Origin of the sequence: Bradyrhizobium ottawaense, assembly GCF_002278135.3 — a bacterium.
Classification (GTDB): Bacteria; Pseudomonadota; Alphaproteobacteria; order Rhizobiales; family Xanthobacteraceae; genus Bradyrhizobium; species Bradyrhizobium ottawaense.
In genome coordinates this window covers 1,340,001-1,364,578 of sequence record NZ_CP029425.2, presented here as the reverse complement: position 1 = coordinate 1,364,578, position 24,578 = coordinate 1,340,001, and the positions used below count along the sequence as shown (strand labels likewise).

25 protein-coding genes (1 of these 25 only partly in view) are annotated in these 24,578 nt (G+C 64.6%); 11 read left to right on the top strand and 14 right to left on the bottom strand.

From position 1 onward, the window contains the following. Positions 1-35: 35 nt before the first annotated feature. The 3 genes from CIT37_RS06490 to CIT37_RS06480 form a co-directional block, all read right to left on the bottom strand. The gene (locus tag CIT37_RS06490; RefSeq protein ID WP_028139967.1) at positions 36-443 is read right to left on the bottom strand and encodes a hypothetical protein; all 408 of its coding nucleotides are present in this window, start codon (positions 441-443) and stop codon (positions 36-38) included. 251 nt (positions 444-694) lie between these two features. Then, positions 695-1,288, bottom strand: a complete 594-nt coding sequence (locus tag CIT37_RS06485) for a nuclear transport factor 2 family protein (RefSeq protein WP_095425169.1) — start codon at positions 1,286-1,288, stop codon at positions 695-697. Positions 1,289-1,427: 139 nt separating this feature from the next. Further along, positions 1,428-2,234, bottom strand: coding sequence for a response regulator (locus CIT37_RS06480; RefSeq protein WP_026201627.1), 807 nt, complete (start codon positions 2,232-2,234; stop codon positions 1,428-1,430). A 219-nt stretch (positions 2,235-2,453) separates the two neighbouring features. Between CIT37_RS06480 and CIT37_RS06475 the strand changes: the two genes are divergently transcribed. Next, positions 2,454-2,684: a NepR family anti-sigma factor gene (locus CIT37_RS06475; RefSeq protein ID WP_028139965.1), complete on the top strand. Its 231-nt coding sequence runs from the start codon at positions 2,454-2,456 to the stop codon at positions 2,682-2,684. Further along, positions 2,684-3,232 carry a sigma-70 family RNA polymerase sigma factor gene (locus CIT37_RS06470; protein WP_018316216.1) on the top strand — a complete coding sequence of 183 codons (549 nt, stop codon included), beginning with the start codon at positions 2,684-2,686 and terminating at the stop codon, positions 3,230-3,232. The genes CIT37_RS06475 and CIT37_RS06470 overlap by 1 nt, the downstream gene beginning before the upstream one ends. A 100-nt stretch (positions 3,233-3,332) precedes the next feature. Here the strand turns inward: CIT37_RS06470 and CIT37_RS06465 are convergent, their stop codons facing one another. From CIT37_RS06465 to CIT37_RS06430, 8 genes are all read right to left on the bottom strand, one after another. After that, on the bottom strand, positions 3,333-4,031 hold the full coding sequence (locus tag CIT37_RS06465; protein ID WP_038973622.1) for a nitroreductase: 699 nt from the start codon (positions 4,029-4,031) through the stop codon (positions 3,333-3,335). Between the two features lie 137 nt (positions 4,032-4,168). Further along, positions 4,169-5,413 carry an acyl-CoA dehydrogenase gene (locus CIT37_RS06460; RefSeq protein WP_095425204.1) on the bottom strand — a complete coding sequence of 415 codons (1,245 nt, stop codon included), beginning with the start codon at positions 5,411-5,413 and terminating at the stop codon, positions 4,169-4,171. Between the two features lie 127 nt (positions 5,414-5,540). Continuing rightward, on the bottom strand, positions 5,541-6,782 hold the full coding sequence (locus CIT37_RS06455; RefSeq protein WP_095425168.1) for an acyl-CoA dehydrogenase: 1,242 nt from the start codon (positions 6,780-6,782) through the stop codon (positions 5,541-5,543). A gap of 142 nt (positions 6,783-6,924) precedes the next feature. Continuing rightward, positions 6,925-8,052, bottom strand: coding sequence for an acyl-CoA dehydrogenase family protein (locus CIT37_RS06450; protein ID WP_095425167.1), 1,128 nt, complete (start codon positions 8,050-8,052; stop codon positions 6,925-6,927). Between the two features lie 174 nt (positions 8,053-8,226). Continuing rightward, positions 8,227-10,098 (bottom strand): AMP-binding protein, encoded by a 1,872-nt coding sequence (locus tag CIT37_RS06445; RefSeq protein ID WP_095425166.1) that lies wholly within the window; start codon positions 10,096-10,098, stop codon positions 8,227-8,229. Between the two features lie 43 nt (positions 10,099-10,141). Further along, positions 10,142-10,948 (bottom strand): enoyl-CoA hydratase/isomerase family protein, encoded by an 807-nt coding sequence (locus CIT37_RS06440; protein WP_038950634.1) that lies wholly within the window; start codon positions 10,946-10,948, stop codon positions 10,142-10,144. Positions 10,949-11,109: 161 nt separating this feature from the next. Further along, on the bottom strand, positions 11,110-11,868 hold the full coding sequence (locus CIT37_RS06435) for an SDR family NAD(P)-dependent oxidoreductase (protein ID WP_028139958.1): 759 nt from the start codon (positions 11,866-11,868) through the stop codon (positions 11,110-11,112). Positions 11,869-11,923: 55 nt separating this feature from the next. Next, positions 11,924-12,502 carry a TetR family transcriptional regulator gene (locus CIT37_RS06430; protein WP_244429208.1) on the bottom strand — a complete coding sequence of 193 codons (579 nt, stop codon included), beginning with the start codon at positions 12,500-12,502 and terminating at the stop codon, positions 11,924-11,926. Positions 12,503-12,733: 231 nt separating this feature from the next. Between CIT37_RS06430 and CIT37_RS06425 the strand changes: the two genes are divergently transcribed. Then, positions 12,734-13,906, top strand: coding sequence for an acetyl-CoA C-acetyltransferase (locus CIT37_RS06425; protein WP_038950636.1), 1,173 nt, complete (start codon positions 12,734-12,736; stop codon positions 13,904-13,906). A 178-nt stretch (positions 13,907-14,084) separates the two neighbouring features. After that, entirely contained in the window at positions 14,085-15,629 is a 1,545-nt protein-coding gene (locus CIT37_RS06420; RefSeq protein WP_038950637.1) for an acyl-CoA synthetase, read from the top strand. Positions 15,630-15,739: 110 nt separating this feature from the next. Here CIT37_RS06420 and CIT37_RS06415 read toward each other — a convergent pair whose 3' ends face one another. Then, positions 15,740-16,282, bottom strand: a complete 543-nt coding sequence (locus CIT37_RS06415; protein WP_038950638.1) for a methylated-DNA--[protein]-cysteine S-methyltransferase — start codon at positions 16,280-16,282, stop codon at positions 15,740-15,742. 135 nt (positions 16,283-16,417) lie between these two features. Here CIT37_RS06415 and CIT37_RS06410 point away from each other — a divergent pair, with 135 nt between their 5' ends. Together CIT37_RS06410 and CIT37_RS06405 are read left to right on the top strand one after the other, a co-directional pair. After that, positions 16,418-17,236, top strand: coding sequence for an alpha/beta fold hydrolase (locus tag CIT37_RS06410; RefSeq protein ID WP_095425165.1), 819 nt, complete (start codon positions 16,418-16,420; stop codon positions 17,234-17,236). A gap of 2 nt (positions 17,237-17,238) precedes the next feature. Continuing rightward, complete coding sequence (locus CIT37_RS06405; RefSeq protein WP_095425164.1) at positions 17,239-18,051, top strand: alpha/beta fold hydrolase; 813 nt, start codon at positions 17,239-17,241, stop codon at positions 18,049-18,051. A gap of 40 nt (positions 18,052-18,091) precedes the next feature. Here CIT37_RS06405 and CIT37_RS06400 read toward each other — a convergent pair whose 3' ends face one another. Continuing rightward, positions 18,092-18,547 carry a carboxymuconolactone decarboxylase family protein gene (locus CIT37_RS06400; protein ID WP_038950641.1) on the bottom strand — a complete coding sequence of 152 codons (456 nt, stop codon included), beginning with the start codon at positions 18,545-18,547 and terminating at the stop codon, positions 18,092-18,094. A gap of 99 nt (positions 18,548-18,646) precedes the next feature. Between CIT37_RS06400 and CIT37_RS06395 the strand changes: the two genes are divergently transcribed. From CIT37_RS06395 to CIT37_RS06375, 5 genes are all read left to right on the top strand, one after another. Continuing rightward, the gene (locus CIT37_RS06395; protein WP_095425163.1) at positions 18,647-19,516 is read left to right on the top strand and encodes a sigma-70 family RNA polymerase sigma factor; all 870 of its coding nucleotides are present in this window, start codon (positions 18,647-18,649) and stop codon (positions 19,514-19,516) included. Positions 19,517-19,695: 179 nt separating this feature from the next. Next, entirely contained in the window at positions 19,696-20,373 is a 678-nt protein-coding gene (locus CIT37_RS06390) for a GntR family transcriptional regulator (protein WP_038974671.1), read from the top strand. 143 nt (positions 20,374-20,516) lie between these two features. Beyond that, complete coding sequence (locus CIT37_RS06385) at positions 20,517-21,317, top strand: phytanoyl-CoA dioxygenase family protein (RefSeq protein WP_038950644.1); 801 nt, start codon at positions 20,517-20,519, stop codon at positions 21,315-21,317. A 162-nt stretch (positions 21,318-21,479) separates the two neighbouring features. Further along, positions 21,480-22,793, top strand: coding sequence for an NAD(P)H-dependent oxidoreductase (locus CIT37_RS06380; protein ID WP_161966338.1), 1,314 nt, complete (start codon positions 21,480-21,482; stop codon positions 22,791-22,793). Between the two features lie 183 nt (positions 22,794-22,976). Next, entirely contained in the window at positions 22,977-24,065 is a 1,089-nt protein-coding gene (locus CIT37_RS06375; RefSeq protein ID WP_028139955.1) for a TRAP transporter substrate-binding protein, read from the top strand. A gap of 215 nt (positions 24,066-24,280) precedes the next feature. On the opposite strand, the gene CIT37_RS06370 is transcribed toward CIT37_RS06375, so the two are convergent. Then, positions 24,281-24,578, bottom strand: partial view of a hypothetical protein gene (locus CIT37_RS06370; RefSeq protein WP_095425161.1) — the 3' portion only. It continues 311 nt past the right edge of the window; the window shows 298 of its 609 coding nt (coding positions 312-609); the start codon falls outside the window, past its right edge; its stop codon occupies positions 24,281-24,283.

The following is a 24,578-nucleotide window of genomic DNA, read 5'->3' as shown; positions in this document are numbered from 1 at the left end:
GGGCGGGAGGACGATCTGTCCAGTGCCTAGGCGGATCAGGTCACGCAGCGGCCGGGCTGGAGCAGCTTTGCGACCTCGGTCAGGGAGCTGACCATCGGCTCGCAGGCGATCGTCGGCCGGTTGCGCACCTTCTTCTGGTTCTGGAGCAGCGCCGGCGGCTTGGCATTGCCGGTTTCGATCACGGCGGGGACCCGCAGCAGCACCGAGGTGTCGGCGAGGTCGTTCAGCCGCATCGAGACGGTGCGGGTTGGAACTGCTGCCTGCTTGATCTCGGCGAGCCGGTCGGCCTTGCCGGTACGATTGACGTTGTGGCCGGGCTTGTCGGCCTTGTCAGCGACCGCCTGCCAGCGGTCCGCCAGATCATGGCCCGAGGCCAGCTGCACGGCACCGAGCGTCGCAGCCACGGCGACGGCACTCAAAAATACCTTATGAATCTGTGACATGGCTGTCGGTCCCTCGCCCCATGGCGATCACGGGAACAACGCCGGGGAAGGATCAGGGGTTCTCAGCGGTTACGATCACTTAACCGTGTGCGACAAATGCGACAACGTGCACAAAATATTCCGCGAGGGGTGGAACGACTTTCGCAGACAGGAGTCGTCTCAACAGCCGGCTATTCCCCCCTGCCCCATAAGCCGGCGACGTAGGGCGCGACTGTGGTGATGCCAGTCGCGCCTTACTTTTTTTCTGGGGTTCACTTCCCCGCCAGCCACTCCCGCCCTTCGCCATAGAGCTTCTCGACCTCGGGTCCGATCAGCCCCGGCATGTCGCGCTTGACCTTGTAGCCGATCAGCTCCTGCATGTAGGCGAGGTGGCGATAGCCTTCGGGCAGCCCGGCGAGCGCTGTCTGATCGAGACGGAGCGTCGCGGCGGGATCGACCGGGTCGATCCGATCCTTTTCATAAATCGGCTGGCGGCGGACGATGCCCCATTTTCCCTGCCGCTTTTCCAGGAAATCGTAGAAGCGCCCGGTGCAGACGACGTCGCAAACGACGTCGTGCACCGGGGCACGCTGCGAAATCGTCATCTTGGTCTGCGCGATGGCCCGTTCGCCTGCGAGGTCGATGCGGGTGCCGCCGAGGAAATGCAGGATGCGAACGCCCCTGGCAAATCCCTCCTGGCTGACGCGCATGAAATCCCGCGCCGGCCCCTGAAACCAGGTGGCGGACATCCAGCCCTCTTCGTGCCAGACCGTGGCAAAGCGCTCCCAGTCGCCGGCATCGCGCCACACCGCCCAGTTCTCGACGAGGTCGCGGATGGCGAGGCGATCGAGGAGTTGCTGGTCCATGGGCACATCTCCGGCTGGGATCAATGCAGGAGGTATGAGCGGCGAAGCCGACGCACGTCAAGCACGGCAGGCGAAACGAAAAATCCGGCGTGCCTTGCAGCACGCCGGATCGGATCGTTTGGCCAAATGGCCAGCTCTATTAAGCCGCCGGCGCCTTCGGTGTGCGGTTGCGCGAGTTGCGCTGGAAGAACAGCGCCTGGCTCGCCACCGCCGAGACCATCGCGGGCTGGAACGGTTTTGAGATCAGGAACGCCGGCTCCGGGCGCTCGCCGGTCAGGAAGCGCTCGGGATACGCGGTGATGAACACCACGGGCACCTCGAACGTGCGCAGCAGCTCGTTGACGGCGTCGAGGCCAGACGAGCCGTCGGCGAGCTGGATGTCGGCGAGGATCAGGCCGGGCCGCTTGTTCTTGGCCAGCGCCACCGCATCGGCATGCGTGCGCGCGACGCCGACGACATTGTGGCCGAGATTCTTCACCAGGCTCTCGAGGTCCATGGCGATGAAGGTCTCGTCCTCGATGATCAGCACGTCGGTGGCGATCTCGGCGGCCATCTCGCGTCCGGCGGCATCCGCAAGCCGCCGCGTCTCGGCGACGTCGGTGCCGAGGATGTAGCCGACTTCCTCTTCCGAAAATCCCTCCAGCGAGAGCAGCAGGAAGGCCTGGCGCGGCAACGGCGTGATGTTCGACAGCCGCCGCTCCGGCGGCATCGGCAAGGTCGTCACCTCGGAATCATCGTTGACGGAGACCGAATTCCAGATCTGGGTGAACAGCCGGAACAGGCCCGCGCGCGGCCCATGGCTCTCGTCCAGCACCGAGGGATCCCCCAGCATGGCTTCCAACATGGCTGCGACATAGGCGTCACCGGAGGCCTGGCTGCCCGTCAGGGCGCGTGCGTACCGGCGCAACAACGGCAAGTGTTCAGCAACAAGCTGTGAACGGGACATCCCCACTCCATTCATCTTCGGGCCAACCTTAAGGTCCAGGCAATCCGAGGGGGGCCCGGGTTCCCCTGCTGGGCTGATTACGCCTCAGGCCAAGAAAAGTTCCGTCTGAGCGGGAACTTTTTCTCGAACCTCGAATTGAGCCTATCCAGGGAACGGCTCCCGGTTGAGAAAACCTCTCGATTTTACAGTCACTTAACTCGGGGAAACGTGGAACAGGTCATGAAAGATCTCAAGTCTCAAGCCAGCAGAAGCACGACCCCCGGCAAGGGAGGCCTCACTCCGGAGATTCAATCCCGGATCGGGCACCAGTTGCGCGCCATGTATGATGATGTCGTGCGACAAGGGGTTCCAGATCGGTTCGCAGAGCTGATCAAGAAGCTTGATGCGCCGGGAGCGACACCCCACGTGGGAAATGAGGGCGGATCCAACGACAACAATGGGAGGGATTAATGCCTCTCACGGACTCCCTGCGTAATGACATCCTGGCGGCCGTGCCCAGTCTGCGCGCGTTCGCCATTTCGCTCAGCGGCAATGCGGACCGCGCCGATGATTTGGTCCAGGAGACGCTGCTCCGCGCGCTCGCCAACATCGACTCGTTCCAGCCCGGCTCCAATCTGCCGGCATGGCTGTTCACGATCCTGCGCAACCTTTTCCGCTCCGATTATCGCAAGCGGCGGCGCGAGGTCGAGGACGCCGAAGGCAACTACGCCAAGACGCTGAAGACACAGCCGTCGCAGAACGCGCATCTCGAGTTCGAGGAGTTTCGCACGGCGCTCGACAAGCTTCCACAGGACCAGCGTGAAGCGCTGATTCTGGTCGGCGCCTCCGGCTTCTCCTACGAAGACGCGGCCTCGATCTGCGGCTGCGCGGTCGGCACGATCAAGAGCCGCGTCAACCGCGCGCGGTCGAAGCTCGCCGCGCTGCTTTATGTCGACGGCGCCGAGGACTTTGGCCCGGACGAGACCGTGCGGGCCGTGATCGGCGGCAGCGGCGGCTGACGGCCGGCGTCAACCCGAGCTCAGATGAGATGAAGACGGCCGTTCTCACGGCCGTCTTCGCGTGCGTCCGGCAGCGATAGCGCAGAGCTATGCCGCTTGATCACTCGTCCGCGAAGGTCACGGTCTCGGCCACGCTGGCGCGCGAGGTGCGGTAGCTGTTGACCTTGTGGGCGTCGTCGGCATAGCCGAACGAAATGCCGCAGACGACGCGGCGATCGTCGGGCAGATTGAAGTGGCGGCGGATGAATCCGGAATGCCGCGCGAGCGCCGCCTGCGGAATCGTGCCCAGCCCGAGCGCCTGCGCGGCCAGCATGAAATTGCTGACATAGGCGCCGCAATCGATCGCACCGTAAATGCCGAGCGGCTCGTTGGTGTGAATGATGGCGACATGCGGCGCGCCGAAGAAATTGTAGTTCTCCAGCGCCTGCCTGGCGTAGGCGCTTCTGTCGCCCCTGATGATGCCGAGCGTGTTGTAGAGCTGAAAGCCGCTTTCGCGTCGGCGTTCCAGATAAACACCGACATACTCGCGCGGCGGCGTGAAATCGTAGTCGTCGCCGAGACCGCCCGAGGCTTCCGCGTAGATCGCCTTGCGGAAGCGCTCCTTGGCCTCGCCGCTGGCGATGATCACCTGCCAGGGCTGGCTGTTGCACCAGGACGCAGTGCGCTGCGCGGTGGTCAGCACATGCTCGATGGTCGCGCGGTCAACCTCTTTGGGAAGGAAGGCCCGGACGGAGTAGCGCTCGTTGAGCAGCTCTTCGAGTACGCCGATGCGATCGGTTTGTTTGACGGTAGCGTCCATGGTTCAGCTCGCGCTCTCCTCGTAGGGTGGGCAAAGGCGCATCGCGCCGTGCCCACCGACAGACTTGCTCCGGAGCATCTGCATATGGTGGGCACGCTTCGCTTTGCCCACCCTACGAGATGCAGCGAGAGGTGATATCACCGCCCCTTGGTCGGGATCTTGTTGTACGGCACGTCCTTGTCGACGCGGATGTCGCCGGGCAGTCCCAGCACGCGCTCGGCGATGATGTTGCGCAGGATCTCGTCGGTGCCGCCGGCGATGCGCATCGAGGGCGAGGACAGCAGCATCTGCTGGAACTGGCCCTGCACGGTTTCCTCGTCGCTGCCCGTGAGAACACCGGCCGCGCCTTGCAGGTCCATGGCGTAGGTCGCGATGTCCTGCAGCATCATGCCCGACACCAGCTTGCCGATCGAATTCTCCGGGCCTGGCCGCTCGCCCTTCGACAGCGCCGAGATCGTGCGGTAGCTCGTGTATTTCAGCCCGCTCGACTTGGCCGCCCAGCTCGCGAGCCTGGAACGCACCGCAGGATCGTCGATCGCGAGGCCATCTTCCAGCATCAGATTGGAGCAGAACTCGAACATTTCCGGGACGCCGGTCGCAAGGCGCGAGCCGATCGACATGCGCTCGTTCATCAGCGTGGTCAGCGAGACGCTCCAGCCCTCGCCGACAGCCCCTAACCGCTGGCTGTCTGGGATCACGACGTCGGTGAAATAGACCTCGTTGAACTCCTGCATGCCATTGGCCTGCCTGATCGGACGCACCTCGACGCCGGGGCTCTTCATGTCCAGGAAGAACATGGTGAGGCCCTTGTGCTTGGGCACGTTCGGATCGGTGCGCGCGATCAGAAGGCCGTAGTCGGAGTAATGCGCGCCAGAGGTCCAGATCTTCTGGCCGTTGACGATCCAGTTATCGCCCTTCTTCTCCGCGCGGGTGCGCAGGCCCGCAACGTCCGAACCTGCGGACGGCTCCGAGAACAGCTGGCACCAGATCTCCTCGCCCGAAGCCAGCTTCGGCAGATAGCGGCGCTTGGCGTCCTCGCTGCCGAAGGCCATCACGGTCGGGCCGCACATGCCCTCGCCGATCTGGAACGGCTGCGTCAGCTTGCCGTAGACACCCTCTTCCTGCTGCCAGATCACCTTCTCGATCGGCGTCGCGCCACGGCCGCCATATTCCTTCGGCCAGTGCAGGCAGGCCCAATTGCCTTCGAACTTCTTCTTCTGCCAGGCCTTGCCGACCTCGACGATGTCGTGGCTGGCAAGGCGAATGCGGCCGAGCGATGATTTTGACAGCTCGGCATGCAACTCCTTCGGCGCATTGGCGTCGACCCATTGGCGCGCGGAGGCGCGGAACGCGGCTTCCTGCGGGGTGTCGTCGAAATTCATCTTCGAGCTCTCCTCTCTCGTGCCCCGGACGCGGCGCAGCGCGGAGCGGTGCGCTGCAGAGCCGGGGCCCATTGTAGTTTCTGGATCCCGGCTCGCCGGCGCGTTGCGCCGCGTCCGGGACACGCATTCATCTTCCCTTCGTCGGGATCTTGTTGAACGGCACGTCCTTGTCGACCCTGATATCGCCGGGCAGGCCCAGCACCCGCTCGGCGATGATGTTGCGCATGATCTCGTCGGTGCCGCCTTCGACGCGGGTGCCGGGCGCGCGCAGCAGCATCGCCTGGAAACGGCCGGCGAGCTCGCCATCCTCGCCGCTGACGACGCCGCCCGCACCCTGCAGGTCCAACGCGTAGGTCGCAACGTCCTGGATCATCGAGCCCGCCACCAGCTTGCCGATGGAATTTTCCGGCCCCGGCCGTTCGCCTTTCGACAGCGCCGAGATCGCGCGCATGCTGGTGTATTTCAGCCCGCTCGCCTTCACCGCCCAGTTCGCCAGCTTCGAGCGTACCGCGCGATCTTCGATCGCGGGGCCGTCGTCGAGCATCAGGCTGGAGCAGTACTCGAACAGCTCCGGAAATCCGGTCGCGACGGCCGCGCCGATCGCGCTGCGCTCATTCATCAGCGTGGTCAGCGAGACGTTCCAGCCGTCGCCGACCTCGCCGAGGCGCTGATGATCAGGAATCCTGACGTTGGTGAAATAGACCTCGTTGAAGTCGGAAGCGCCGCTCGCCTGCTTGATCGGCCGCACTTCGACACCCGGGCTCTTCATGTCCAGGAAGAACGTGGTGAGGCCCTTGTGCTTGGGCACGGTCGGATCGGTGCGCGTGAGCAAGATGCCGTAGTCGGAATAATGCGCGCCCGAGGTCCAGATCTTCTGGCCGTTGATGATCCAGTCGTCGCCGTCCTTCTCCGCGCGCGTGCGCAAGCCCGCGACGTCAGAACCGCCGGCCGGTTCGGAGAACAGCTGGCACCAGATCTTTTCACCGGAGGCCAACGGCGGCAGATAGGTGCGCTTATGCTCCTCGCGCGCGAACGCCATCATGGTCGGCCCGCACATGCCGTGGCCGATGATGAACATGCGGGACAGCAGTCCGAACGGCCCTTCCTCCTGCTGCCAGATCACGCGCTCGATCGGCGATGAGCCGCGGCCGCCATACTCCTTCGGCCAGTGCAGGCAGGCCCAGCCGGCATCGGCTTTCCTTTTCTGCCAGGCTTTTGCGACCTCGAGAATGTTGGCGTTTTTCAACTGCGTGCGGCCAAGCGAGGATTTGCGCAGCTCGTCCTCGTATTGCTTGGGCGCATTCGCACCGATCCAGGTGCGCGCGGTGGCGCGGAACTCGGCTTCCTGCGGGTTGTCGTCGAAATTCATGGTCTCATCTCTCGGTTCGTTCCCCGGACGCTGCGCAGCACGAAGTGATGCGCTGCAGAGCCGGGGTCCATTGCGGCCTCTGGGTCCCGGCTCTGCGAAGCGGCATTACGTGCCGCATCGCGTCCGGGATACGAGCGGCGGATTACGCCGCGTTCTTCTTGCGCATGCGGTCGATCAACTGGTCTTCCCAATAGGACAGGCTGCCGAGCCCGAGCGCCATGGCGTTGGCGCGGCGGTAGTACATGTGGCAGTCGAACTCCCAGGTGAAGCCCATGCCGCCGTGGACCTGGATGTTGTTCTTGGCGCAGTGCTGGAACGCCTGCGTCGCGCTGATGCGCGCGGCAGCGGCGGCTTCCGGCAATTCAGCCGCGTTGGTCGAAAGCGCCCAGGCACCGTAATAGCTGTTGGAGCGCGCCAGCGTGGCCGAGACATACATGTCGGCCAGCATGTGCTTAACCGCCTGGAACGAGCCGATCTGGCGGCCGAAGGCGATGCGGTCGAGTGCGTAGTCGCGGCCCATCTCCAGCGCACGGTCGGAGCCGCCGACCTGCTCGAACGCACAGAGCACCGCGGCGCGGTCGAGCACCTGGATCAAAATGCTCCAGCCTTCGCCGGTAGCGCCGAGCGGCTCGGCCTTAGCGTCCTTGAAGGTGATCTCCGCCTGCCCGCGGGTCGGATCGAGATTGGCGAGGCTCTTCACCTCGACGCCACCGGCCTTGAGATCAACGAGAAACAGCGAGATATCACCGTCGCGCCCGCTCGCTCCTGTGCGCGCCGCGACCACCGCGAAGTCGGCGACCGCACCGTCGGCGACAGGCTTCTTCACGCCGTTCAGGACACCGTTCGCGGCCGTGAGCTTGACGCTCTCCGGCGACGGATTGCCCTTGCCCTCGAACAGCGCCAGCGTGCCGATCGCCTCGCCCGAGGCAATCGCCGGCAGCCATTTCTTCTTTTGCGCCTCGCTGCCTGCGATCAGCAGCGCTTCGGCGGCGAGATACACGGTTGACGAGAACGGCACCGGCGCGTTCGCGCGGCCCATCTCCTCGGCGATCACGCAGAGCTCGAGATGGCCGGCGCCCGCGCCACCGAACTCCTCGGGGATCGCGACGCCGAGGAAACCCATCTCGGCAAGGCCCTTCCAGAGTTCCTTGTCGTAGGGCGCCTTGCCGTCGAGCACCACACGCACCGCCTTCGGCGAGCATTTTTCGGTGAGGAATTTGCGCGCCTGATCGCGGAGCTGCTTCTGGTCGTCGGAGAAATCGAAGTTCATGGCGGGCTACCTCTTATTCGTTGTCATTGAGACCGTCATTCCCGGGCGCGACGAAGTCGCGAGCTATGATGCGCAATTGCACATCTGAGAATCCATAACCACGAGCCGGGGTTATGGATTCCGGGCCTGGCCCTTCGGGCCATCCCGGAATGACGAGGTGAGCGAGTGTCGTCTTCATTTCAGCACGATCACATCCTGATCAGGCTTGTCGGCATAGAGCCGCTCGACTAGTGCCGCGCGGCGTTCGAGGCCGGCGCGCTGGTTGATGTAGCCCTTGTCGGTGAGTTCGTTGCCGTCGATCGAGGGCGGCTCGACCATCAGCATGGCGCGCGCGATGATGCGGCTGCTGGCACCTTCGCACTCCCTGTTGTGCGCCTCCAGCCCGCGCTTGAAGCAGGCGACGATCTCGGGGTGCTTCACTGCGTCCTCGAAGCTCAGCTCGGGATTGCCGACGAGTTGCCGGCAGGCGTGCAAATTGGGCCAGGCGAGCAGGCCGATGAACGGGCGGTCCTGCCCCGCGACCGGCGCGTCGTGCACGACAGGCGTGGCCGCCGCGATCGCATCGGTCCGCAGCGAGCCGACATGCACGAAGGTGCCGGTGGTGAGCTTGAAGTCTTCGACCACGCGGCCTGCAAAGATGATGCCCTTCACCGGATCGGCATCGTCGACGAAGATCCCGGCATCGCCGATGCAGTAAAAGCCTTCCTCGTCGAACATCTTCTTTGTCAGCTCAGACTGGCCGAAATAGCCCGGCGTAACGTTGACGCCGCGCAGCCGCAATTCGTATTTCGAGCCGCACGGCACCATCTTCAACTCGACGCCGGGGAATGGCAGGCCGATCAGGCCGACGCGCTCGGTGTCCCAATAGGTGCCGGTCGAGGTCGGCGCGGTCTCGGTCGAGCCCCAGCCGGTGTAGAACACGATGCGTTCGCCGGTGGTCTTGACGGCGAGAGCCTGCATGCGATCGTAGAGATCATCAGGCAGCCGCGCGCCGCCATAGGCCATGATCGACAGGTTCTTGAAGAACGAGCGGCAGAGCGCATCATCCTTTTCCATGGCGGCCGCGAGCGCCGCGTAACCGGCCGGTACATTGGCGTAGTAGGTCGGCGAGATCTCGCGCAGGTTTCGCAGCGTCTCCTCGAACTGGCCCGGCATCGGCCGGCCATCGTCGATATAGAGCGTGCCGCCATCGACCAGGATCGGGTGGAACGCCGCGTTGCCGCCCATGGTGTGATTCCAGGGCATCCAGTCCAGCATGGTCGCAACAGGACCATCAGGCGAGCGCGGCCGCACCTGCATCATCATCGCCGCATTGGCGCACATCATCTTCTGCGTGTTGATGACGGCCTTGGGCATGCCGGTCGAGCCTGACGTGAACAGCAGCTTGCCGACGGTGTCGGGCGTGATCTTGGCGATCGACTCCTCGACGTCCTTGGTCACCGGAGTTGCCGCGAGCTCAGCAAAGCTGACGCTCTTGATGCCCTCACATGGCCGCGCGACGTGAACCACGGTGACGCCGGTGAGATCGATCGCCTTCAGTGCCTTCTCGAAGGTCGGGCCGTCCTGCACCATCACCACGGCCGGCTTGATCAGGTCGAACAGATACTTCAGCTTGACGTGATCGTGGCTCATCAAGGAATAGGCCGGCGACACCGGCGCCGCTGGCGAACGCGCCTGCATCGCGGCCTGCGTCATCAGCGCATGCTCGATCGAATTGCCGGAGAGGATCGCAACGGGCCGACCATCGAGTCCCAGGTTGAGCAGCCCTTGCGTCAGCGCATCCACGGTGCGCTTGGCTTCGCCATAGGACACCTTGCGCCATTCGCGGTTCGGACCGCCGCGCTGCGCCAGCCAGATGCGCTCGGGCGCTTCCTTCGCCCATTTCGCCAGCGATGCCGGAATGTGCTTCTCGTAAGCTTGCAGCGGAATGCGCGACTTCAGCACCACTGTGCCGTCGCTGCGGCGCTCGACGTCGATGTCGCGCGCGAGCCATTCGATCTTGCGAAAGGCGGGCTTCGTCATCACAGCCGCCGCGCTTCCACTCATTTTGCGTCTCCCGGAATTATCGTCCTTTGCGGATCGTTCTCGTTCAGCGCTTGATATAGACAGGCTTTCGCTTCTCAAGGAAGGCCCTGATGCCTTCCGAGAATTCCTCGGAACGGCTGCACAGGACCTGGTTGCGATCTTCCATAGCGATAACTGCTTCCAGCGATCCCGCATCGACGCTCATGTTGAGGCATTCCTTGGAGAGACGCAGGCCCACGGGCGACGCCGTCATCATCGCCTCGACATAGGGTTCGGCCGCCGCATCGAGCTTGTCTTCCTCGACGACCTCCGAGACCAGCCCGACCGCCAGCGCGCGCTCGGCGCCGATGAACCGGCCGGTGAGGATCAGCTCCGACGCCACGGACACGCCGACGAGGCGCGGCAAGAAATAGCTGGTGCCGATGTCGCAGCCGCCCAGGCCGAGCTTGATGAAGGCGCAGTTCATCCGCGCCGATTTCGTCGCGATGCGGATGTCGGAGGCAAGCGCCAGCGCAAAGCCGCCGCCGGCCGCCGCGCCTTGCACGAGAGAGATGATTGGCTGCGGACAGCGCCGCATCAGCATCACGATGTCGGCGATGCGGCGCTGCGAATCCAGCGACTCCGTGACGCCAGGCGGCTCCTGTTGCCCGGCCCGGCGGGCCACGGCCGCCTTGAGATCGAGGCCCGCGCAAAAGTTCTTGCCGGCCCCCTTCAGCACCACGACACGCGTGTCGCGGTTGCGCTGGAGGCCCTGGAAATAAACGTTGAGCGCATCGATCAGCGCGGGATCGAGCGCGTTGAGACTGTCAGGACGATTGAGCGTCACCCGGTCGACGCCGTCATCATGCTCGATCAGCAGCGGTTGGGACATGGGGCGCTCCTCCTCACTGTCGTCCCGGCCAAGCGAAGCGCGAGCCGGGACCCATAACCACAGGCGTTTGTTGTTTGCGCACCGCGTCTGCCAGCGTGCCCGCCACAGACGCCGCGGAGTATGGGTCCCGGCTTTCGCCGGGACGACAGCGGAGTTTGCAGCTACCTCGGCGCCATGCGGATGGCACCGTCGAGACGGATGGTCTCGCCGTTCAGCATCGGGTTCTCGACGATATGCACCGCGAGCGAGCCGTATTCCTTGGCGTCGCCAAGGCGCGAGGGATGCGGCACCTGCGCGCCCAGGCTCTTGCGGGCCTCCTCGTTCAGCCCCATCAGCAGCGGCGTGAAGAACAGGCCGGGCGCGATGGTGTTGACTCGGATCTTCTGGCTGGCGAGATCGCGCGCGGCCGGCAAAGTCAAACCGACGACGCCGCCCTTCGAGGCCGAATAGGCGATCTGGCCGATCTGTCCTTCGTAAGCGGCAACCGAGGCCGTATTGATGATGACGCCGCGCTCTTCACCGACTGGCTCGATCGTGACGAGGCGCTCGGCGAACAGCCGCAGGCAGTTGAAGGTGCCGATCAGATTGACGTTGATGATGCGCGCGAACTTCTCCAGGGGATAGACGCCGTCACGGCCGACGATGCGCTGCGAGCCGCCGATGCCGGCGCAGTTCATCAGCACCCGCGCAACGCCATGCGCGGCTTCCGCCTTGGCGATCGCGGCCTTGATCTGCTCTTCGCTGGTGACGTCGGCATGGAGCGCCACGCCCTTCACCTCGGCCGCGACCTTCTCGGCATTCTCCTTGTTCTGGTCGATCACGCCGATCCTGGCGCCCTTGGCCGCCATGGCGCGGGCGGTCGCCTCGCCGAGGCCCGAACCACCGCCGGTGATGAGAACGGCTACGTCTTTCAATTCCATGACAGGCTACCTTTCCTTGGACGTTTCTTCTCTAGACTTGAGAGTTGCGGCCGGATCATCCGGCCGCGGCAGCTTCCCCGGCTTGCGTGAGGATGCCGCCGCAGATCAGCGTTTCCATGTGCTTGATATATTGCCGGCAGACGTCGTCGGTGACCGGGCCGACGCCGGTCGCGCGGGACATCGCGTGCCGGCCAAAGAACAGATGATCGCAGGCGCCGATCAGGCTGGTGTAGAACAGCACGGGATCGGTGGCGCGAAATTCGCCCTGGCTGACGCCCTCGGCGAGCAGGCGGCGGTGAAAGTCGAGCAGCGGCGCCACGAAGAATTTTGAAACTTCGTCCGCGGAGCCGGCGACGCTCTCGTGCAGGAGATAGTGGATCAGCCGGTTCATATAGGGGAACCGGTGATAGGCGCGGATGATGCCGCCGATATGCAGCTTGAGCTTCGCCGTCGCCGTGATCGGCTGCGCCAGCAGATATTCGAGATTGGACATCTCGGTCGCGGCGTCCCGCGCGAGCAGTGCCAGCAGCAGGCCGTCCTTGTTGCCGAAGTGATATTTGACCAGCGCGGCGTTGGCGCCCGACTTCTGGGCGATGTCGCTGAGCGAGATCTCGATCGAGGAGCGTTCGATCATCAACTCGCTCGCGGCCACGAGCAATTTCTCTGCCGTGGAATTTTTTCCGCTGGGGAGCCTGTTCGGTACGCTGGTAGCCACGGAGATCCCTGAATGCACCTCGAGAGGCACGCAGATAAGCCCAAGCAGCGCCTCATCACAAGAATTAATTGATCGATTGACTAAATCATCTTGCGTCCCTTAAATCCGCCCCGACAACCGACCCAATCAAGAATTCAGGGAGAAACCGACATGGCCGAGGCTTACATCGTCGCCGCTGCGCGTACCGCGGGCGGGCGCAAGGGGGGCCGTCTCGCTGGCTGGCATCCGGCCGATCTCGCGGCAAAAGTGCTGAACGAGCTGGTCGACCGCACCAAGGTCGATCCTGCGCTAGTCGAGGACGTGATCATGGGCTGCGTCATGCAGGTCGGCGAACAGTCCAACAATGTCGCGCGCAACGCGATCATGGCCTCGAAGCTGCCGGAGAGCGTGCCCGGCACCTCGATCGACCGCCAGTGCGGCTCCTCGCAGCAGGCACTGCACTTCGCCGCGCAAGCGGTGATGTCCGGCACCATGGACGTCGTGATCGCTGCCGGCGTGGAATCGATGACGCGCGTGCCGATGGGCCTGTCCTCGCAGCTTCCCGCCAAGAATGGCTTTGGCAATTACAAGAGCCCGGGCATCGAGCAGCGCTATCCCAACATCGTGTTCAGCCAGTTCACCGGCGCGGAGATGATGGCCGAGAAGTACGGCCTGTCGAAGGATGATCTGGACGAATATTCCTATAACAGCCATCAGCGCGCGATCGCGGCAACGCAAGCCGGCCACTTCAAGAAGGAGATCGTGCCGCTCGAGATCACCCGCGCCGACGGCAGCAAGGACACCCACCACATCGACGAGGGCATCCGCTTCGATGCCACCCTCGACGGCATCAAGGGCGTCAAGCTGATCGCCGAGAACGGCAAGCTGACCGCGGCCAGCGCCAGCCAGATCTGCGACGGCGCCTCCGGCGTGATGGTCGTCAACGAGCGCGGCCTCAAGCAGCTCGGCGTGAAGCCGCTGGCTCGCATCCATCATATGACCATGACTGGCGGCGATCCCGTCATCATGCTCGATGCCCCCCTGCACGCCACCAAGAAGGCGCTGGAAAAGGCCGGCATGAAGATCGGCGACATCGACCTGTTCGAGGTCAACGAGGCCTTCGCCTCGGTGCCCACGGGCTGGCTCAAGACGACCGGCGCCGATCCTGACAGGCTCAACGTCAACGGCGGCGCCATCGCGCTCGGCCATCCGCTCGGCGGCTCCGGCACCAAGCTGATGACAACGCTGGTCCACGCCCTGCACCAGCGCGGCAAGCGCTACGGCCTGCAGACCATGTGCGAAGGCGGCGGCATGGCCAACGTGACGATCGTGGAGCGCCTGTAAGCTACTGCCGCCACACTAACGGTGTCGTCCCGGCGAAAGCCGGGACCCATACCGCGAAATCTATCGATAGTGGTTGGTCGCAGTACCGAACGACGATCCTCTGCCAAACGACGCCCTGTGGTTATGGGTCCCGGCTTTCGCCGGGACGACATCTCGTGTGCCTTTGGGACCTGCGCTCATGACTCACCCCTCCATCCACGCCCGCACCACGCCCGACAAGATCGCCTACCGGATGGCCGGCACCGGCAAGGCGATCACCTATCGCGAGCTCGACGAGCTTTCGAACCAGGGCGCCCATCTGTTCCGCTCGCTCGGCCTCACGGCCGGCGACCACATCGCGCTGCTGATGGAGAACCGCCTCGCCTTCATGGAGCTGTGCTGGGCCGCGCAGCGGAGCGGGCTCTATTACACCGCGATCAGCCGCTATCTGAAGCAGGACGAGATCGACTACATCATCGCTGATTGCGGCGCCAAGGTCGTGATCACCACGCCGAAATGCGCCGACCAGATCAAAGGCCTGATCAAGGGCACCCCCGGCGAGCCGGTCTTCTACATGATGGACGAGCCACAGCCCGGCTTTCGCTCCTACGACAAGGAGGCCGCGGCGCAGCCGACCACGCCTGTTACGGATGAGGTCGCCGGCTACGACATGCTGTATTCGTCCGGCACCACCGGCCGGCCCAAAGGCATCAAGAAGGCGTTCGAAGGCAACAGGATCGACGTGCCGAACGCCTTCCTGCGCGTGCTCTGCGCCGACATGTGCGGCATGAACGCAGAGAGCACCTATCTCTCGCCTGCGCCGCTCTATCACGCGGCTCCCTTGCGCTTCAACATGATGGCGGTCGTGCTCGGCGGCACCTCCATCATCATGGAGCATTTCGACGCCGAGGAATTCCTCAAGCTCGTCGAGAAATACAAGGTCACCCAATCACAGCTGGTGCCGACCATGTTCGTGCGCATGCTGAAGCTGCCGGACGAGGTTCGCAACCGATACAACGTCTCCACGCTCAAGGGCGCGATCCACGCCGCCGCTCCCTGCCCGATCGACGTCAAGGCGAAGATGATCGAATGGTGGGGGCCGATCCTGATCGAGTATTACGCGGGCTCGGAAGGCAACGGCGTCACCGTCTGCAATTCGCAACAATGGCTGGAGCATCGCGGCAGCGTCGGCCGCGCCGTGGTCGGCAAGATCAAGATTCTGGACGAGAACGACGAGGAGCAACCGCTCGGCGAGATCGGCACGGTCTATTTCGCCGACGCGCCAGCGTTCACCTATCACAACGACCCCGAGAAGACGAAGAAGGCCTACAACGCGAAAGGATGGTCGACGCTCGGCGATGTCGGCTATCTCGACAAGGAGGGCTTCCTCTATCTCACCGACCGCAAGTCCTACATGATCATCTCGGGCGGCGTGAACATCTACCCGCAGGAGACCGAGGACGTGCTGATCACCCACCCCGACGTCGCCGACGTTGCGGTGTTCGGCGTGCCGAACGAGGAGATGGGTGAAGAGGTGAAGGCGGTGGTGCAGCCGCACGACATGAGCCGCGCCGGCAAGGCGCTCGAGGCCGATTTGATCGCCTATTGCAAGGGCCGCCTCTCCGCCATCAAGTGCCCGCGTTCGATCGATTTCGAAGCGGAGCTGCCGCGCACGCCGACGGGCAAGCTGGTGAAGCGGCATTTGCGCGACAAATATTGGCCGAAGACCGCGACGAAGATTTAGCACGCGGTTCGTAGGGTGGGTTAGCGAAGCGTAACCCACCTCTTCTGCTTCTGCGGAGACAAAGGTGGTGGGTTACGCCTTCGGCTAACCCACCCTACGCTGCCGTAGTCTCAATCAAACAAACTCGGCGTGTGGTTCACCAGCGCGCCTTCGATCTCGAGCATCTTCAGCTTCGTCACCACGCCGCCATTCGCCGAGAAGCCGCCGGGCTTGTTGCCGGCAGCCAGCACGCGATGGCAGGGCACGACGATCGGGCACGGATTGTGGCCGAGCGCCTGGCCGACGTCGCGCGACAGCTGGACGCCGCCGAGCTGCTTGGCGATGTCGCCATAGGTGAGGGTCTTGCCGGGCGGGATGGCACGGGCGATCGCATAGACGCCGAGGTTGAACTCGGGCACCCCGTCGAGATCGAGCTCGATATCGGTGAGGTCATCCGGCTCGCCCGCGAGCAGTTTTGTCATGCGGTCGATCGCCTGCCGCACCTCAGGGGTCGGCTCGGCCTCAACGGCATCGGCGTGCCGCTGGCTGATGCGGGTGCGGACCTTCCCTTCGCCGCCCATCGGCAATTGCGTGCCGTTGATGCCGCGCGGGCCCCAGGCGATGGCGCAGAGGCCGATCCTGGTGTCGAACAGGGCGAAATGCTGGTCGGTCATGGCTTGGTTCCTGGCTTGCGTTGCCTCGCATGCCCCCAATGTGATCTCGGGCCAAATCTAGGCTTGGAAATAGTTGCGATCCACCCGGTTTCCGGGAATCTTGCACAGGAGTTCCAACCCCTTCGCGAGCTAAGAATGCAGAGCCTCCACGTCAACGGATACGACATGCCCTATCTCGATGTGGGCGAGGACAGCGGCCGGCCGCCGCTGGTCTGCGTGCACGGCTCGCTCAACGACTTCCGGGCCTGGGGCTGCGTGCTCGGCCCACTGACCCAACGGCACCGGGTGATCGCTGTCAGCCTGCGGCACTTCTTCCCGGCGCGATGGGACGGCATCGGCGACACCTACTCGATCGCCCAGCATGTCGACGACGTCATCGCCTTCATCGAGAAGCTCGATCTCGGCCCAGTCGACCTGATGGGCCATTCCCGCGGCGGGCACATCTGTTTCCGCGTGGCGCAGCGGCGGCCAGATCTGTTGCGGCGGCTGATCCTGGCCGAGCCCGGCGGCGAACTCGATGCGAGCCTCGACCCCGATTATGCCGGCGGGCCCTCGCCGCTCCTGGCGCGCTTCGTGGCCTCGGCCGAGAAGATCGCCGCCGGCGATGTCGACGGCGGCCTCGCCGTGTTCGTGGACACGCTGGAAGGCGCCGGCACCTGGCCGCGGCTGCCGGCGATGGTGAAGCAGAATTTGCGCGATAATGCCTATACCCTGATCGGGCAGGTCCGTGACAACCGCCCGCCGTTCTCGAAGGCGGATGCGGAGCAGATCAAGATGCCAACGCTGTTCATCCTGGGGGCGCGGACCAAGGGCCTGCTGCCGAAGGTGCTGCATGCGCTCGCGGCGCATGTGCCCTATTCGAAGACCGCGATCATCCCGAGCGCAACGCATCCGATGTTCGAGCAGGCGCCGCAAAAATACTCCGAAGTGGTTCTCGACTTCCTGGCGAGCTGATCATGCACACATTTCGCGTCAACGGTTACGACATGGCCTATCTCGAAGTCGGAGAGGGCCATCCACTGGTCTGCGTGCACGGCACGCTCGGCGACTTCCGCACCTGGTATTCGGTGCTCGGCCCGCTGTCGAAGACGCATCGGGTGATCTCGGTCAGCCTGCGGCATTTCTTCCCCGAACATTGGGACGCCGTCGGCGACGATTACAAGATGGCGCAGCATGTCGCCGATATGATCGCCTTCATCGAGCAAGTGAGGCCCGGCCCCGTCGACCTGATGGGTCATTCGCGCGGCGGACACATCGCGTTTCGCGTGGCGCAGGCGCGGCCTGATCTGGTGCGAAAGCTGGTGCTGGCCGAGCCGGGCGGCGATCTCGACGCATCGCTGCCGGTGCCGGAAGGCACGCCCGCGCATCCGCCGCTGGCCGCGCGCACCGCGCGATCGGTCGAGATGATCCGCGCCGGCGATATCGAGGCCGCGCTGCAGAATTTCTACGAGGGCATCGAGGGTGACGGCTCGTGGCGGCGCGTGCCGGCAGCGGCAAAGCAGCAGCTGCGCGACAACGCGCTGACGTTCCTCGGCCAGATCAACGAGCAGCGCAGGCCCTACACGCTCAGCGATGCGCAGGCGATCCGGACGCCCACGCTGCTGATCGGTGGCGGGGCGACAACGGGAAGCCTCTCGGTGATGTGGCGCGTGCTTGCCGAGCATATCGCAGGTGCCCGGACGGCGATGATTCCGAACGCCGGCCACTGGATGTTCGAGCAGGCCCCGCTGGAGTTCGGCGAAGTGGTGAGCAGGTTCCTGGCGGAATAGGAGCTCTCCCCGCAAGCGGGGAGAGGCAAGGAAAGAGACCTCACACCTTCCAAACGCCGACCGGCATCTTGATCGTCGCGTTCAGCCGGTTCCAGACGTTGATAGTGGCAATCGAGAGGACCAGTGTTGCGAGCTCGCGCTCGTCGAAATGCTTGTCGGCCTCGTTCCAGATTGCGTCGGGCACCGGATCCTCGCGATCGGCGAGACGCGTGACGGCCTCGGTCAGCGCCAGCGCGGCGCGCTCGGCGTCGGTGAAATAGGGCGCATCGCGCCAGGCGGACACGGCGAACAGGCGCTCGTCGGTCTCGCCCAGCTTGCGGGCGATCTTGGGATGCATGTCGACACAGACGCTGCAACCGTTGATCTGGCTGGCGCGCAGGTGCACCAGTTCCAGGAGCTTTTCCGGCAGACCCTGCTTGGTCAGATTACCGAGGGACTGCAGGACATTCATGGCCTCGGGGAGGACCATGACAGGGTGATTCATGCGGGCGTGCATCTTTTTCGTCTCCATCGCTCGAATTGCGAAGGTTCCGGTCACATCGGCCGGATTGGCTTCGTCATGGGCATGACGGATCGCGACGAGGGAATGTGACCGATGACCGAAAAAAACTTCGAAGACAATTTTCTCAGCCACCAGTTCGAGGCCAGCAGGGACCATCTGCGCGCGGTCGCCTACCGGATGCTGGGCTCCGGCGCAGAGGTCGACGATGCCGTGCAGGAGGCCTGGCTCCGGGTCAGCCGCTACGACATGTCCGATGTCGCGAATTTGCGCGGCTGGCTGACGACCGTGGTCGCGCGCATCTGCCTCGACATGCTGCGCGCGCGGAAGTCGCGCAAGGAAGAGCCGATGGGCCCGCATGTGCCGGAGCCGGTCGACGAAACGCGGGAGCGCGAAGCGGAGATGGCCGATTCCGTCGGCGCGGCGCTGCTCGTCGTGCTCGAGACTTTGCAGCCGGCGGAGCGGCTCGCCTTCGTGCTGCACGACATGTTCGCAGTGCCCTTCGAGGAGATCGCGCCGATCGTCGGCCGCTCGGTCGACGCGTCGCGACAGCTTGCAAGCCGGGCGCGGCGGCGCGTGCAGGGGGCACCGGTGCCCGAGACCGACCTGTCGCGCCAGCGCGGAATCGTCGATGCTTTCCTCAAGGCATCGCGCGAGGGCAATTTCGAGGGGCTGCTCGCCGTGCTCGATCCCGACGTCGTATTCCGCGCCGATATGGCCGCGGTGCGGCTCGGCTCGCTGCCGGAGATCCGCGGCGCGGACGCGGTCGCGCAGCTCTACAAGGGCCGCGCCCAGGCCGCGCGGACGGCGCTGGTCGACGGCGAGATCGGCGTTGCCGTCATTCTCGGCGGACAGCTGCGCATCGCGCTGCGTGTGACGTTCAACGGCGAACGTATCGCCGGGATCGAGGCGCTGGCCGATGCGGAAGGGATCGCCGCGCTGGAGGTGGAGGTCCTGGAGGGCTGAGGCGGGCGCCTTTTTTGCGAAAACAACCCCATGCACAGTAGACGGGCGCAGTAATATCAATGACTTAGTGGAGCAGCACGGGGCGCCATGGCGTGGGCGCGGAGCCCGTCTTGACGCCCTTCCCCTCCCGCGATACCGTCGAATACGGAATTCCGTATTCCCTCGTAGGAGCCGCCGGCGTGATCCCTCTCGACCCGCTCCCGAACCTGATCGACCAAGTCTATGCCCGGATCCTGGAGGCGATCTCCGACCGCACGCTTCAGCCCGGCCAGCGCATCCGGCAGAACGAGCTCGCCGACAGGCTCGGCGTGTCGCGCCAGCCTGTCTCGCATGCGCTGCACCTGCTGCACCGCCAGGGTCTGGTCGCCGAGAGCGGACGGCGCGGCTTTGAGGTCACCCAGCTCGATCCCGCGCGCATCCGCCAACTCTACGAGGTGCGCGGCGCGATCGACGCGCTGGCCGCGCGGCTTGCGGCGAAGCGCGCCGCCAGCGACGCGGCAGGACGCGCACGGCTGGAGGCTGCGTTCGCCGCGGGGCGCGGCATCGACCGCAACACGACACTCACTGAACTGATCGTGCTCGACGTGGATTTTCACCGCGCGATCTATCAGCTCGCCGGCAACCCCGTGATCGAGGAGACCATTGCGCCGCAATGGCCGCACATGCGCCGCTCGATGGCGACGGTGCTGTCGGAGCTCGACTACCGCGGCAGCGCCTGGGCCGAACATGCCGATATCGCCGGACACATTCTCGCGGGCGACGTGAAGGCGGCCGAAGCCGCCGCGCTGGCGCATGCGCAGACGGCGGGACGGATGACTGAGGAAAGATTGAGGGCGAGCGAAGAGGCGGCGGCGTAGCGACAAACGCCGTCATTCCGGGCGCGCGACAGCGCGACCCGGAATCCATCGGGCCTCAGAAACTGCGGAGAAATGGATTCCGGGCTCGCGACTTCGTCGCGCCCCGGAATGACAAAAACAAACAAAACAGGAGGAAACGGCCCATGAAACTGTCTCAGGAGCAATTGGAGTTCTTCCACCGCGAGGGCTGGCTGTTCCTGCCCGAGCTGTTCAGCCAGGAAGAGGTCGATCTGCTGGCGCGCGAGGCGGTCGGCATCTACGACGCAAACCGTCCCGAAGTCTGGCGCGAGAAGAGCGGCGCGCCGCGCACGGCTTTTGCCGCGCATCTCTACAATGAGGCGTTCGGCCTCCTCGGCGCGCATCCGCGCATGATCGATCCGGTCGAGCAGCTGTTCGGCGAGCCCGTCTACATGCACCAGTTCAAGATCAACGCGAAATCGGCCTTCACCGGCGATGTCTGGCAATGGCACCAGGATTACGGCACCTGGAAGCGCGACGACGGCATGCCGGAGCCGCGCGCCATGAACATTGCGATCTTCCTCGACGAGGTGATGCCGATCAACGGCCCCCTGATGCTGGTGCCGCGCAGCCAGAATGCCGGCGATCTCCAGGCCTCGCATGATCTCGCCACCACCTCCTATCCGCTGTGGACGCTGGACGAGGCGACGGTGACGCGGCTGGTGAAGGAGGGCGGCATCGTGGCGCCGACCGGCAAGCCGGGGGGCATGCTGATGTTCCACGGCAATCTCGTGCACGGCTCGGCCGGCAACATCACGCCCTTCCCACGCAAGATCGTGTACCTGACGCTGAACGCCGTCTCGAACTACATCCGCAATCCCACGCGGCCGGACTACATCGCGCATCGCGACTTCGCCCCGATCAAGACGGTGGACGACGACGCGCTGCTGCGGCTTGCCCGTGCACCAAGGCAAGCGGCGGAGTAGTCTCTCACTGTCATTCCGGGGCGACGCGTAGCGTCGAGCCCGGAATCCATAACCACCATCGGGAGTATGGATTCCGGGCTCGCGACTTCGTCGCGCCCCGGAATGACGACGTTGATAGTTCGCGTGGTCCCCCGATCACAACTGCAATCCTGGACATTTCCCATGAACCTCTTCCGCCTCCTCCAGGCCCGCGCCTCCGCCGGCAAGCCCGTTCGTGTCGCGCTGATCGGCGCGGGCAAGTTCGGCTCGATGTTTCTGGCGCAGGTGCCCCACACGCCGGGGCTGGAAGTGCCCATCATCGTCGACATCGACCGCGACCGCGCACGCGAGGCCTGCCGCACGGTCGGCTGGAGCTCTGAGCGGATCGCCGCAACGGTCTTCACCGATGACGGCGCGCGCGCCATTGCCGGCGGCGCGATGGACGTGGTGGTGGAGGCGACCGGAAATCCCGCCGTCGGAATCAGGCATGCGCGCGCCGCGATCGCGGCGGGCAAGCATATCGTAATGGTGAATGTCGAGGCCGACGTGCTGGCAGGTCCGCTGCTCGCCGAGGAAGCGCGCAAGGCGGGCGTGGTCTATTCGCTCGCCTATGGCGACCAGCCCGCATTGACCGCGGAGATGGTCGACTGGGCCCGCGCCACAGGTTTCCGCGTGGTCGCCGCCGGCAAGGGGACAAAATACCTGCCGGCCTATCACGACGTGACGCCTGACGGCGTCTGGCACCATTACGGCCTCACCGCGGGCGAGGCACAATCGGCCGGCATGAATCCGCAGATGTTCAACTCCTTCCTCGACGGCACCAAATCGGCGATCGAGATGGCTGCGATCGCCAATGCCTGCGCCCTCGACGTGCCCGCGGATGGCCTGCTGTTTCCGCCCTGCGGCGTCGACGACCTCCCGCACATCATGCGGCCGCGCTCGCGCGGCGGCGTGCTGGATCGGGCGGGTCTGGTGGAGGTCGTGTCCTCGCTCGAGCGCGACGGACGGCCGGTGTTCCGCGACCTGCGCTGGGGCGTCTATGTCGTGCTGGAGGCGCCGAACGACTACGCCGCCGACTGCTTCAGGCAATACGGCCTCAAGACCGACGCCAGCGGACGCTATGCTGCGATGTACAAGCCCTATCATCTGATCGGGCTCGAGCTGAATATCTCGGTGCTGTCGGCCGCGCTGCGCGGCGAGCCAACCGGTCAGGCCAGCGGCTTCCGGGGCGACGTCGCAGCGGTCGCCAAGCGCAATCTGCGCGCGGGCGAGATGCTGGACGGCGAAGGCGGCTACACGGTGTGGGGCAAGCTGGTACCGGCGGCAGCAAGCCTGAAGGCCGGCGCCTTGCCGATCGGACTTGCGCATCGCCTGAAGCTGAAACACGACGTCGCACACGGCGCGGTGGTGCACTGGAGTGACGTCGAGTTCGACGCGGGCAATGAGACGGTGAAGGTTCGAAAGGCCATGGAAGCCGCGTTCGCAGCGCAGCATTGAACGGCAGCGACGATAGCGCAACCAAAGTGCGCTTGATTTGCGCTCCCCCTTTGGTCATCCTGACCGCGATCCGGGACATCCAAATCTCGGACGCCAAGAAACGTCGGCCAGCGGCGAAGATAAAGCGACGCAAGATCGCGATCCCTCGTCGAGGACACGACATCACAGGAAGAGGGGAGACGCATGGAACGTCGTAAGTTTCTGACGGCAGGCGGGCTGGGCCTGGCCGCGAGTGCAGTTGCCGCGCCGGCCGTTGCACAATCGATGCCCGAGGTGAAATGGCGGCTGGCGGCGAGCTGGCCAAAATCACTCGATACGCTCTATGGCGGCTGCGAATATTTCTGCAAACGCGTCGCTGAGATCACCGACAACCGCTTCCAGATCCAGCCCTTTGCCGCCGGCGAAATCGTGCCGGGCCTGCAAGTGCTCGACGCCGTCTCGAACGGCACCGTCGAGATCGGCAACACTGCGCTCTATTACTATTGGGGCAAGAACCCGGCATTCACCTTCGGCACGTCGCTGCCGTTTGGTCTCAACACCCGCCAGCACATCTCCTGGCTGTTGTGGAATGGCGGTCAGGAGATGCTCAACGATCTGCTGAAGGAGCATAATGCGATCGGCGTTCCGACAGGCTCGACCGGTGCCCAGATGGGCGGCTGGTTCCGCAAGGAGATCAAGACCGTCGACGATCTCAAGGGCCTGAAATTCCGCGTCGGCGGGTTCGCCGGCACCATCATCTCGAAGCTCGGCGGCGTGCCGCAGCAGATCGCGGCCGGCGACATCTATCCGGCGCTGGAGAAGGGCACGATCGACGCGGCCGAGTGGGTGGGCCCGTATGACGATGAGAAGCTCGGCTTTGTGAAGGTCGCGAAGTACTACTACTATCCGGGCTGGTGGGAAGGCACCGGCCAGGGCCACAACATCATGAATCTCGAGAAGTGGAATGCGCTGCCGAAACATTATCAGGCGGCGATTTCGGCGGCCTCGCTCGATACCTTCACCTGGGTGACCGGCAAGTACGACTCGGTCAATCCGCCCGCGCTCAAGCGGCTGCTCGCCGCCGGCGCGATCCTCAAGCCATTCCCCCAGGAGGTGCTCGAGGCCTGCTATGGCGCGGCGGGCGAGATCTACGCCGATCTCGCCAAGAGCAATCCGCATTTCGGCAAGATGTATGCGAGCCTGACCGCCTACCGGGCCGACTCGCTGGCCTGGATGCAGGTCGCCGAGCTCAGCTTCGACAGCTTCATGATGCGGATGCGGACGCGGACGTAATCGCACTGCGCTGCGAGGCGCGAAACGACAAAAGCCCCGGAGATGTCCCCGGGGCTTTTCTGTTGCGTCGATGAAGACATCGTAGGGTGGGCAGAGGCGCGACAGCGCCGTGCCCACGATCTCACGCATGTGGACAGGGATGGTGGGCACGCTTCCGCTTTGCCCACCCTACGGCAGTGATTGCGTGGCGCGAGCAATCGCGCCGCAGACCTTGCTCAATTCTCGTCATCGCCGAGCGCTGCGACCAGCTTGTCGTAGTACTTGGCGACGAGATCGATGTTGGCCTTGTTCTCGACCGCAGGCGCCGGCGTCTTCAGCGCCTCGTTGAGCTCGTCGAGCGCTTCCTTCTTGTCCTTGGCCGGCATCTTCTTGTCGGCCTGGAGCTGCGCGATCTGCGCCTTGATCACGGCTTCGGGGCCGACATATTTCTTGGTCGCGGGATCGAAGCCGCCGATCACCAGGCTGATGTTGTCGACGACGTTGTTGTAGTCGTCATAGCCGGCAAAGCCGTGC

Bases quoted from the DNA above. Each gene is read 5' to 3' on its own strand.
- CIT37_RS06445 (WP_095425166.1), bottom strand. From the start codon at position 10,098: ATGAGTGGAAGCGCGGCGGCTGTGATGACGAAGCCCGCCTTTCGCAAG.
- CIT37_RS06480 (WP_026201627.1), bottom strand. From the start codon at position 2,234: ATGTCCCGTTCACAGCTTGTTGCTGAACACTTGCCGTTGTTGCGCCGG.
- CIT37_RS06385 (WP_038950644.1), top strand. From the start codon at position 20,517: ATGAAACTGTCTCAGGAGCAATTGGAGTTCTTCCACCGCGAGGGCTGG.
- CIT37_RS06395 (WP_095425163.1), top strand. From the start codon at position 18,647: ATGACCGAAAAAAACTTCGAAGACAATTTTCTCAGCCACCAGTTCGAG.
- CIT37_RS06380 (WP_161966338.1), top strand. From the start codon at position 21,480: ATGAACCTCTTCCGCCTCCTCCAGGCCCGCGCCTCCGCCGGCAAGCCC.
- CIT37_RS06375 (WP_028139955.1), top strand. From the start codon at position 22,977: ATGGAACGTCGTAAGTTTCTGACGGCAGGCGGGCTGGGCCTGGCCGCG.
- CIT37_RS06460 (WP_095425204.1), bottom strand. From the start codon at position 5,413: ATGAATTTCGACGACACCCCGCAGGAAGCCGCGTTCCGCGCCTCCGCG.
- CIT37_RS06430 (WP_244429208.1), bottom strand. From the start codon at position 12,502: ATGATCGAACGCTCCTCGATCGAGATCTCGCTCAGCGACATCGCCCAG.
- CIT37_RS06435 (WP_028139958.1), bottom strand. From the start codon at position 11,868: ATGGAATTGAAAGACGTAGCCGTTCTCATCACCGGCGGTGGTTCGGGC.
- CIT37_RS06405 (WP_095425164.1), top strand. From the start codon at position 17,239: ATGCACACATTTCGCGTCAACGGTTACGACATGGCCTATCTCGAAGTC.
- CIT37_RS06485 (WP_095425169.1), bottom strand. From the start codon at position 1,288: ATGGACCAGCAACTCCTCGATCGCCTCGCCATCCGCGACCTCGTCGAG.
- CIT37_RS06415 (WP_038950638.1), bottom strand. From the start codon at position 16,282: ATGACCGACCAGCATTTCGCCCTGTTCGACACCAGGATCGGCCTCTGC.
- CIT37_RS06450 (WP_095425167.1), bottom strand. From the start codon at position 8,052: ATGAACTTCGATTTCTCCGACGACCAGAAGCAGCTCCGCGATCAGGCG.
- CIT37_RS06470 (WP_018316216.1), top strand. From the start codon at position 2,684: ATGCCTCTCACGGACTCCCTGCGTAATGACATCCTGGCGGCCGTGCCC.
- CIT37_RS06410 (WP_095425165.1), top strand. From the start codon at position 16,418: ATGCAGAGCCTCCACGTCAACGGATACGACATGCCCTATCTCGATGTG.
- CIT37_RS06425 (WP_038950636.1), top strand. From the start codon at position 12,734: ATGGCCGAGGCTTACATCGTCGCCGCTGCGCGTACCGCGGGCGGGCGC.
- CIT37_RS06465 (WP_038973622.1), bottom strand. From the start codon at position 4,031: ATGGACGCTACCGTCAAACAAACCGATCGCATCGGCGTACTCGAAGAG.
- CIT37_RS06420 (WP_038950637.1), top strand. From the start codon at position 14,085: ATGACTCACCCCTCCATCCACGCCCGCACCACGCCCGACAAGATCGCC.
- CIT37_RS06455 (WP_095425168.1), bottom strand. From the start codon at position 6,782: ATGAATTTCGACGACAACCCGCAGGAAGCCGAGTTCCGCGCCACCGCG.
- CIT37_RS06475 (WP_028139965.1), top strand. From the start codon at position 2,454: ATGAAAGATCTCAAGTCTCAAGCCAGCAGAAGCACGACCCCCGGCAAG.
- CIT37_RS06440 (WP_038950634.1), bottom strand. From the start codon at position 10,948: ATGTCCCAACCGCTGCTGATCGAGCATGATGACGGCGTCGACCGGGTG.
- CIT37_RS06400 (WP_038950641.1), bottom strand. From the start codon at position 18,547: ATGCACGCCCGCATGAATCACCCTGTCATGGTCCTCCCCGAGGCCATG.
- CIT37_RS06490 (WP_028139967.1), bottom strand. From the start codon at position 443: ATGTCACAGATTCATAAGGTATTTTTGAGTGCCGTCGCCGTGGCTGCG.